The organism is Oleiphilus sp. HI0117, from assembly GCF_001635235.1.
The window spans coordinates 1-9,151 of record NZ_LWGA01001230.1 but is presented as its reverse complement, the minus strand read 5'-3'; the positions used below and the strand labels follow the sequence as shown (position 1 = coordinate 9,151).

General features: G+C 46.5%; 8 protein-coding genes. 3 read left to right on the top strand and 5 right to left on the bottom strand.

What is annotated here, in order from left to right; all coding sequences use genetic code 11:
- Positions 1–618, bottom strand: a 618-nt coding sequence (locus tag A3757_RS21455) for a PAS domain S-box protein (protein WP_231878351.1), incomplete at its 3' end; no start/stop codon positions are given.
- A 162-nt stretch (positions 619–780) separates the two neighbouring features.
- Between A3757_RS21455 and A3757_RS21450 the strand changes: the two genes are divergently transcribed.
- Positions 781–1,800 (top strand): putative solute-binding protein, encoded by a 1,020-nt coding sequence (locus tag A3757_RS21450; RefSeq protein ID WP_068553479.1) that lies wholly within the window; start codon positions 781–783, stop codon positions 1,798–1,800.
- 20 nt (positions 1,801–1,820) lie between these two features.
- Here the strand turns inward: A3757_RS21450 and A3757_RS21445 are convergent, their stop codons facing one another.
- The 3 genes from A3757_RS21445 to A3757_RS21435 all read right to left on the bottom strand — a co-directional run bounded on the left by A3757_RS21445 (position 1,821) and on the right by A3757_RS21435 (position 5,580).
- Positions 1,821–2,414 (bottom strand): class GN sortase, encoded by a 594-nt coding sequence (locus A3757_RS21445; protein ID WP_068566313.1) that lies wholly within the window; start codon positions 2,412–2,414, stop codon positions 1,821–1,823.
- Positions 2,408–4,597 carry a marine proteobacterial sortase target protein gene (locus A3757_RS21440; protein ID WP_197473248.1) on the bottom strand — a complete coding sequence of 730 codons (2,190 nt, stop codon included), beginning with the start codon at positions 4,595–4,597 and terminating at the stop codon, positions 2,408–2,410. Before A3757_RS21440 ends, A3757_RS21445 begins: the two co-directional genes overlap by 7 nt.
- 101 nt (positions 4,598–4,698) lie before the next feature.
- Positions 4,699–5,580 carry an OmpA family protein gene (locus A3757_RS21435; RefSeq protein WP_068554790.1) on the bottom strand — a complete coding sequence of 294 codons (882 nt, stop codon included), beginning with the start codon at positions 5,578–5,580 and terminating at the stop codon, positions 4,699–4,701.
- Positions 5,581–5,874: 294 nt separating this feature from the next.
- Here A3757_RS21435 and A3757_RS21430 point away from each other — a divergent pair, with 294 nt between their 5' ends.
- Together A3757_RS21430 and A3757_RS21425 are read left to right on the top strand one after the other, a co-directional pair.
- Entirely contained in the window at positions 5,875–6,570 is a 696-nt protein-coding gene (locus A3757_RS21430; RefSeq protein WP_068553694.1) for a response regulator transcription factor, read from the top strand.
- Complete coding sequence (locus A3757_RS21425) at positions 6,570–8,588, top strand: ATP-binding protein (protein ID WP_068553693.1); 2,019 nt, start codon at positions 6,570–6,572, stop codon at positions 8,586–8,588. The genes A3757_RS21430 and A3757_RS21425 overlap by 1 nt, the downstream gene beginning before the upstream one ends.
- Positions 8,589–8,665: 77 nt before the next feature.
- On the opposite strand, the gene A3757_RS21420 is transcribed toward A3757_RS21425, so the two are convergent.
- Positions 8,666–9,151: DUF1329 domain-containing protein (locus A3757_RS21420; RefSeq protein WP_156506480.1), on the bottom strand; the 486-nt coding region annotated here is incomplete at its 5' end.

Genomic DNA, 9,151 nt, shown 5'->3' with positions numbered 1-9,151 from the left:
GATCTGCGTATGAATCTGATCAAGAGCAGGCCCCTGGCCAATCATCTTGGCGTAGTTATGCTGAGACTGGATCTCATCCATCAGGTAGCGATTCTCGGCCTGTAATTGCTCCTTCAATTCTTCTACCTGACGCAGCGCAGACTTTAACTCCCGCTCTGAGCGTTTCCGTTCCGAGATATCCTTAAACACAATCACAGCACCGACTATCTCACCCTCATGCTCAATAGCTGTTGCGATATACTCTACAGGAAACTGCGAACCGTCTTTGCGCCAAAAAACCTCATTATCGACTTCACGCTGAACACCGTCTTTTACTGTTTGATAGACAGGGCAAGTATGCACTGGGTAATGACGACCATCTTCATGGGAATGATGATGAAACTCATGAACTATTTTGCCAATAAGGTCTTCTTCCAGCCACCCGGTCATTCGTTCGGCGGCTGGATTCACGAAAGTGGTTAAACCGTTTTTATCAAGACCGTAAACACCTTCACCAATAGACGTCAGGATAAGCTCGTAGCGTTTTTTCAGTGCATCCGATTCATTAGACATTTCGGTGAATGCCATAACTAGCCTCTCAACTTGCTCAAGTAGAAAGCTTAGGTTAACCCAATTCAAGCCAGCCGTCTTCAGTCCACTCAATAAAGCTCAATTGATCTAAAGCAAGGCTCGCCTCTAGCAAGCCTGATACGCTCATAGTTATTAAAAAACAGCTATAAACAAAGTAGTTATAAGCAAGATAGTCAGTAGTAAAATAACAACGACAGAGGCTAGAGCTCTATGCGCTATTTCCATGCACCGCTTTCCTTCGTATTATTACTCTCATCAACATTCCTTGCGACCGTCACGCAAAGCAATGAATTGAAACCACTAACGATGTGCGTGTTTGACTTCGTCGGCAACGATGGCCCCATCCATAAAGAAATGAAAGAGTACAAGATTGACGCGGTTCGCTGGGGTGTTGACCTTTCATTCAAGCTCTATACCGATGACCGGGTCGCCTCAGAAGAATTCAAAAATGGCGTATGCGACATGCTCAACCTGCCAGGCATTCGGGCACGTGAATACAATGATTTTACCGGCTCTCTAAACGCTTTAGGCGCGCTGCCAACCTATGAACATCTAGGCATGGCTATTAAATCGATAAGCAGCCCGAGAGGTGCAAAGATTATGCGCAAAGGGGATTACGAAATCGTCGGTATTGCGCCCATTGGCGCTGTATTCTTATTTGTAAATGATAAGAACATTCATGCCCCGAAAGACCTGTCAGGAAAGCGTATTACCGTGCTCGATAACGCCCCGGAGACCGCACATATCGCAACTCGAATAGGTATGACACCCGTCGCATCTGGCATTCGTAATGCCCTGCAAAAATTTAACAACCGCGCCGTCGATGTCACCGGAGCACCTGCCCTGGCATATGAACCAATGGAGATGTACAAAGGCCTCGCGCCGAATGGAGGCATCATTAATTGGCCAAAGCTACAAATAACCATGCAACTGATCCTTCGCTGGAAAAAAGTACCTGAGGGCTTTGGTCAGAAATCTCGTGACCTGATGACAAATAAGTACCCGGCTCAAATTAAAAAAATTGTAGAAAGCGAGCAAACCATTCCTAAAAAGTACTGGATCAATATTTCCCAAGAAACCAAAGACAAATGGAACGAGTTCTTTAGAAAAAGCCGCATTGCGCTACGAGAAGAAGGCGTTTATAACCGCAAAGCCCTCACCTTGTTTAGAAAGATCCGCTGTAAGATGGATGCCAGCTTGGCGGAGTGTACATCCAAAGATAAGGAGTAAGCTCCCATTCGTTTGAGGCACTAGCTAACGGGCCTATTCTTAAGCGGTATCGCAAAAACTAAAAACCGCTCTTCAGCCCCGGCTGTTAAGGTATCAAACGGGTAGCAAGTCGCGAGTATCATCAAATTCTCAACCGATGGCTCCAATTCCGGGAGTAACCAATTCTGGTTAACCACCTCCGTATTAATAATTTGATAGTCACTGCGCTTGCCATCTGCAGTTGTAATCACAAACACATCATTTAACTTCAGATCTTTTAAAAACCTGAAATGGGTGTCTCGATGGCCACTCAAAATACTAAAATCTAAACCCAGGCCACCATCGACATAATCATTCATACCCGGCCCAAACGCTAATACTCGCCCGCTATCACCATGAAGTACGACTTGTTGAACACCAAGGCTGGGCACACTTAGCTCTGCAACCGGCCAGGTGTCAGCCCAGGGCCAGGGGCGAACTCGCTCTTCGCCTAGCAAAGTTCGCGACCAAGCCTGTTCGATCAAATACTGACTTAACCAGGCTTTAGCCGCTATTTTGGCACCACTACCAAGCTGAACAATTGCCGTGAGCGATAGGGCGATCAGCAATACAAACAGTAAAAATTTCTTTAGCATAGCGCCTTTCCTTTTCGCTTAGTCATGCCTTCAGATAGATATAACAACACCGTCACCAACAAAAGCGCCACCAAGCCGACATAAAGCTGAAACCAAAGACCACTAGAGGTCTGCGCGAGTCGTAGCGTTTGCGCCCTGTTAAGCCCCGCAAGCTTGCCCTGTGCCCAGCCATCCGGAAGATTAGCGGGAATCTTTTGATGTTCCACCGCCACACCTGACCTTTGTGGAGTAACATCCACAGCAACCAGACTGGTAAACTTACTCACCAGACGATGCTCAAGTGCCAAGTCAGTCATCTCTTTCTGCAAGAGCGCTTTATGCTCAGGTTCAGACTCACGATAGAGCGTTAGTAAATGCTCAATCTTTCTTCGCGCCCACTCGATGGCGATACCTTTTTGTCTAGCATCCGCTATATCAGCCTCTAAAAACTGCCTCTGTAGCGATAGCCGCATATAGACATCGCGTCCGGCAATTTTCCCGGACAGCGTCGCATATTCAGGCATATGCTCTGCTCTAAATGCTGCATACAAAGGCTCACCTGCGTAGACATCGGGTAAGGGGCTCGGAAGCATCTCGACCTCATAACCCTGGAAGTCTATCGACACATCACTTAGGGCGGGTGCTGCCAGGCGAGTAAATAACTCGCTTATCCGATCTTCAACACTCTCTGGCTGAGAAATGTAAGTAAAAGAACCACGACCGGCATGTGCTGCCTTGCGCATAAAGTAGCTGTTCGGGGCAGACCCTATACCCACCGTAAACAAACGACTATGGCCAAGCTCTTGCCGGATCATGGTAAACAGTTCCGCTTCGTTGCTGACAGCACCGTCGGTGATAAAGACAACTTGCCGAAGTGTCGACAGAGATTCCTCAGAACTTTGAAGCGCGATATTCAAGGCTGGTAGCATGTTAGTACCACCATTCGCATTGAGCTGATTCACTTTGTGTCTTGCGATTGATAAGTTACGAGCAGAAGCTTGCTGACTGATAGGAAACAAAGACATAGCACGATTGTTAAACCAGATCAGGTTAAAGAAGTCATCTTCTTCTAGCTGGTCGAGCGCTTTTAACATGGCCGCTTTAGCCTGTTGTATCGAAGCACCCTGCATACTACCCGAAACATCCAGCACCAAAACCAGATTTCGATCTTGAGAGTCATCCTCAGCGAATTTCTCCTGGGGCGGCATCACCATCAATAAGCCATACTGGTCTTCATCATGGCCATCAGAACTCGGCTCGTGCATCACCGTCACAGTGGGTTGCGATGCGGCCTCTGGTTGCCAGCTGAGCAGAAAGTCTCGATTGGAAAGCTCTGCCTCCCCTGTAAGCTCAATTTGGTAGCGGCTTGAATCAAGCTTGTTAATACTCACTTGATGACTATTACTCTCAGGCGCATTGATAGGAATGCCAGCATCGATATCCAGCCTAATACTTAGCGGGTTGCCTGCTTTCTCTGCCAAGCGTCGATAATGGTTTTCTGGGAAGACAAAGCCCTTTTGCAGACTAGCGCGACTGCCCTCCTCGACTGTTGATGTATATGTAGGTGTTGAAACCATGGGGAAGCGCAAATCGTATTGCCCAGCTTTATAATCTAGCCATTGTTGATACTCGAACTCTACCGTGACACTTTCATTTGGCCCGATATTAGTGAGCTGAGTTCGAAATCGATTACTTCGACGATGCGATAAGAGGCTGGCCTTTTTTCCCTCTTTGCGAGCCTTGGCAAAGGTTTTAGCTGCCTGCTTTTTTTCCTGAACCTGTCCTTCGACCACTCTGTCACCAATATGCAATCTTAGTTGGTCAACTGCAGCGGTCTCGGGTAAGGGATAGCTATATTCGCCTTCCACCCATAAATCACTGGGGTTATAAAATTCTTGTTTAACGCTCACTCGAGATATCGGCCCCACGACCTGAATACTGACATGAGTCCTCAGCTGCAGAGCCGAGAAATCCTCTTGTTCTTGCTCTGTTAGCGCTTCTGCCTCTTGCCCTTCTATAGGGCTCAACCATAAAGAGCTGTAGCTTTTGCTAGCGTCATGCTCAGACGCCAAGACACTCTGGGATAACATCCAAAGATAAAAAACAAAACTCAAAGCACAAACTTCTGCCACGCTACGCCAGCCTCGGGTTCTAAAAATAGAGCATGAATTATCGAGATAGTGTTTATTCTCTAGAGCTCGCATATGACCTCCAACTAAGTAAAGTCCGTTGATCAAAAACATTATTCACGCCATAGCGACACATAAGGTCGCCATGGCATTTAGCTGCATTCAAATAAGAACTTTCACTGACTTAATTCTGCAAGTGACGTGCTTTCAATCACTTGCGAAGGTTCTATTGGCTCCTCTTTTGTTGAAATTATTTCTTGCGGGCTATCTTGGCCGAACTCGATTGCTACACGACGATCTAAAATTGCGTTGCCCTCATCACCTTCAGCCACATGAGCCATGCTTTCACCGACTGACTTAATCACAATGCGTTCTGCTGAGATACCTTGAGCGAGCAAAGCATCTTTCACGCCCTGAGCTCTCTCACGGGATAGTTCTTGGTTGAATATCGCTGGGCCACTTTGGTCGCTAAAGCCTGTCAAAGTTATCTGTAGATGAGGATAGCGCTGTAAGAACTCCGCCATACTGGAAATACGATCGCTAACATATGAGGGGACACGCGCTTGGCCTTTTTCAAAGTAGATCTCTTGGGTATAGGCACTCAAAAGATTCGACAAATCGCTCTGTTCTAAGGTTTGAACCTTGCTCGCCAACTCAGCTTGTAAGTCATTTAACTTTTCAGTTTGATGGTGATGACGACGCTTTAGCTCACCTAACTTAGCCCTGGTTGCTCTTAGCTTTTCCATCTCTGTGTTCAAGTCATTGGAGCTAGACGTCACTAAGTTCGCCTGTTCGTGCAACTGTTCCTGAGCCTCTTCAAGCGCCTCGTGCTGATCTTGCCCCCAACCAAAAGCACCACCTAAGCTAGCACCTATAGCAATACCCGGAGGGCCTGCAATAATGCCGCCTAAGACAGAGCCAATGCCCAGCCCCCAATAGGTTGACTCATTACTTTCTGCACTCGTTTGTTCTGCCAGTTCATTAGCAAAAGGCGCTGAACTCATACTAGCGAGCAATACCAGGCTGGCGATTTTCGATTTATTCATTATTTGCTTCATAGTGATCTCCACTTAATCTATTTAAGAAACGATATCTGGCACCTGAGTGCTTGCCGTATCGATGAGACTATTGAAACAATTTGCCGTATTTAGGTAATGGAGAGCTTATGAAGCGCTCTGGAAGAAAAAGGCGAGTAAAGGAGAGAAAGCTTAGCTTCGCTTTGACTCTCTGGATAAAGCAGGGCTGTCATGGAGAAGTTATGGAGATCGTCACTTCGTGGCGTAAAAATCATCCATTCTGCGTTATAGTAAGCACTCTGGTTTTATCTATAAGCCCTTTAGGAAAGCTGCAGAATGTCCTACCACATTGCGATCGTTGAAGATGATATCGACCAGCAACAAAATTACGCCGACTCATTGAAGCGCAAAGGCTTTAGCACAAGCTGCTACGACAATGTTGAGGATGCCTTAAACGGTATAAAGAATAATCCACCCGATATGGTATTACTCGATGTGGTACTGGGCGAAGATGAAGATGGAGGTTTTACCATCTGCCGACGCCTGCTTGATGGCGGGAGTAAACTACCCGTTATATTCCTAAGTGAGCGTTCTGATGAAATTGACCAGGTGTTCGGTTTGCGCCTTGGCGCTTGGGACTATCAAACCAAGCCAATTTCGTTAGCACTGCTAGCTGAACGAATTAAAAGCCTACAGCGCATTCACCAAGCGCGCATAGAAACCATTGAGCCTTCAACCTCCAGCTCAAGCTCTGAACTATCGATTGATGAAGAAAAGTCTTATGTATCCTGGCATGGGCAATCTATTCCTTTAACGCTAACAGAGTTCCGTCTGTTTTATGCAATTTATCAAGCTGGCTCAGAAGGTATTGATTACCAAGCTTTGGCAGAAAGCACCATGCAGCGCCTCGTTACTAACGGTACCATTAACAGCCATATTAAAAATATCCGCAAAAAGTTTAATGCAACAAAGGTTGAGTTTAAGCATATTCGCAACAAACCGGGCTTCGGCTATCGCTGGGAACAAAGCTAATGCCTGGCTTCGGAATAAAAGCTCAAGTCGCGGTGCTCAGTTTGGCTATGTTAGCCATTCCACTCGTTGCTTATAATTATTGGCAACAGATCAAAGAAGCAAGTTTGAGTACTCAGGCCCATATTCAAGAGATTGAAGCCAAAGCCATCGCTACCAATTTACTCGCCACTCAAAAAGATATTCCCACCCTGCTTGCAGCGAACGAAAGCAGTGAGCTCCATAAGCACGCCTTGGCAGCACCGGTTTTACAGACATCATTGCGACTGGATGGCGAGCTAAGTGATTGGCCAGAAAAGCTGGTTGAATCATCTCGCCTTGCCTATGATAAGCGCTATAGACAAACCAATACGACAGATTCTCCTGAAGCGGCTTTTACCTTACAACTGGCTCAAACCCAGCATTACCTTTACGCAGCTATCGCCGTCACTGACGAACTAGTCAGTTATCGCCGCAACCACCTTCGGCTCGATTATAGTGATCATATTCGCTTAAGTTATCGCGCACCAGAAGGCCATATTGAACGCATCATTCTTCCTGCTGAACATGAAGGCCCCTTAGCGAGTTACTTCAGTAATCATGAATGGGAATACGGTATCGCACCCAGTACTGAGATCGAAAGTCACCAGACAGGCATTCAAGGCTTTTGGCGACGTTCTGAGTCAGGCTATGTTGTTGAATTTCGCCTTCCCCTAAGCCAATTAGATACCCAAGGAGCAGAACTGCATATTGCAGTTGTCGATGTCGACCAGCAGCCCTCCCTTGGTCCCAAGGCAATTATCTCGACACTACCGTCTGAGTTGGCAGGTCAATTTAACCCTCTAGAACTTCATGCAAGAGAGCTACAGCGAGTCATTGACCAGCTGAAGTCCAACTACGCGCATTTAGGCATCTACGACCGCCGGGGCCGCGAGTGGGCCTTTGCAGCAAGAGACAAAGGCGGCTTTGAACTTGATCAAGACTGCCTAAACAATGCCTTGAAGGGTAGCGTTCAGCAATACCAGCATATGAAAGGCGACGCTCCGGACTCCAGAATAACGACCTGTTACCCAATCATTAAGGATAATAAAGCCATAGGCCTAGTCGTCATCGATGAAGCTGCCAGCCATGTACTTGAACAACACAAAACCAGACTACAAGCTATTGCAATTAAAACCGGCGCTATCATTGCCCTGATCATCGCACTGATGTTTATCTATGCCCTCATTCTGGCCCAACGCATCACCAAATTAAGCCACAGTGCCCACAATGCTATTGACGGGCAAGGCCGAATCATCAGCACTGACAATATCTCTAGTAAAACAGCACCCGATGAATTGGGGGACTTGTCACGCAGCATCAGCAGCTTGCTTAAGCAGCAACAATCCTATACGCAGTTTTTAGAACGCATGCCACAAACACTTCGCCACGAGATTTCCAACCCACTTAACAAGCTCAGAACCTCGCTAGAGAACCTAATCGATGACAGGCCTGAACTAAAAGATAATACTTATGTTAAAAAACTCGATGCCGGGGTTGATCAAATAAGCAAGATCTCACAACAGCTCACTGAAGCGGCTAGCCTTGAAAATGCATTGCAAAATGAACATTTAGCAAGCCTGAACCTAAGCGAGTTTTTAGAAGATTACTGCTCATCCTGGGAGGGCCTACGAACCGAACAACCCAATAAAGTGGTGTGGGTGATGGCGGAAAGCTCTAGGCTCGAACAACTACTCGATAAACTTCTAGATAACGCCTTTGGTTTTTGTTCAGATGACGGCAAGGTATGCATTCGCTTGATCGATAACGACTTAGAAACCTTGATTGAGGTCGAGAATGATGGGCCAACGATTACCGAAGGAAAAATGAATGAACTCTTTGCGCCAATGACTTCTACACGTTCGGAGGGTGGTGAAGTACATCTTGGGCTTGGGCTTCATGTCGCCAGAATCATTGCCGATCACCATCGAGCAACGCTCAAGGTCAGAAACCGTAAAGATGAAACAGGTGTCGTGTTCACCCTGATATTCAGAAAGCTATAGCTTTATAGTTACCTAAATAACTATAAAGCTAAGCGCAATGTCGAGCCGCCTCAAAAAGAGCTATCTATTTATTGAACTCAACGAGCACGACGACGCAGTGAAGCCGGCTTGAAATGACGTGAACTCGGTGCTTCGTCATCAAAAACTACCGCACGCTTCTCTTCTGAAGACAGACCGTTGGCACTATATCTTTGCGATCGTAAATCATGATAAACATTCACGCTCGCCGCTGTACCGGGAAGCTCATAATAGTTTTTCATTAGCGCCATACTCACACGCCATAGCTCATCATACTTATCATACAGATCAACCAATGAGATACCCCAGCTATCTTCATCAACATAGTACACTCGTTCTTTATAGATATGACGAACCCCCTTCTTTAGTTTCGCTTTCACCACGTGTACTCGATGCAACTCCCAGCGAATATACTCAGGGTTGAGGTGCCCCGCTAAAACCAGGTCTGCATACTCCACCCCTTCAGCGTCAACCTTATAATTATTATATGGGATAAAATATTCTTTCAAACCAACATACTCCCAGTTATAACGATCGGGAGCACC

Coding starts and splice junctions, on each gene's coding strand:
- A3757_RS21430 (WP_068553694.1), top strand. CDS start 5,875: ATGTCCTACCACATTGCGATCGTTGAAGATGATATCGACCAGCAACAA.
- A3757_RS21450 (WP_068553479.1), top strand. CDS start 781: ATGCGCTATTTCCATGCACCGCTTTCCTTCGTATTATTACTCTCATCA.
- A3757_RS21445 (WP_068566313.1), bottom strand. CDS start 2,414: ATGCTAAAGAAATTTTTACTGTTTGTATTGCTGATCGCCCTATCGCTC.
- A3757_RS21425 (WP_068553693.1), top strand. CDS start 6,570: ATGCCTGGCTTCGGAATAAAAGCTCAAGTCGCGGTGCTCAGTTTGGCT.
- A3757_RS21440 (WP_197473248.1), bottom strand. CDS start 4,597: ATGCGAGCTCTAGAGAATAAACACTATCTCGATAATTCATGCTCTATT.
- A3757_RS21435 (WP_068554790.1), bottom strand. CDS start 5,580: ATGAAGCAAATAATGAATAAATCGAAAATCGCCAGCCTGGTATTGCTC.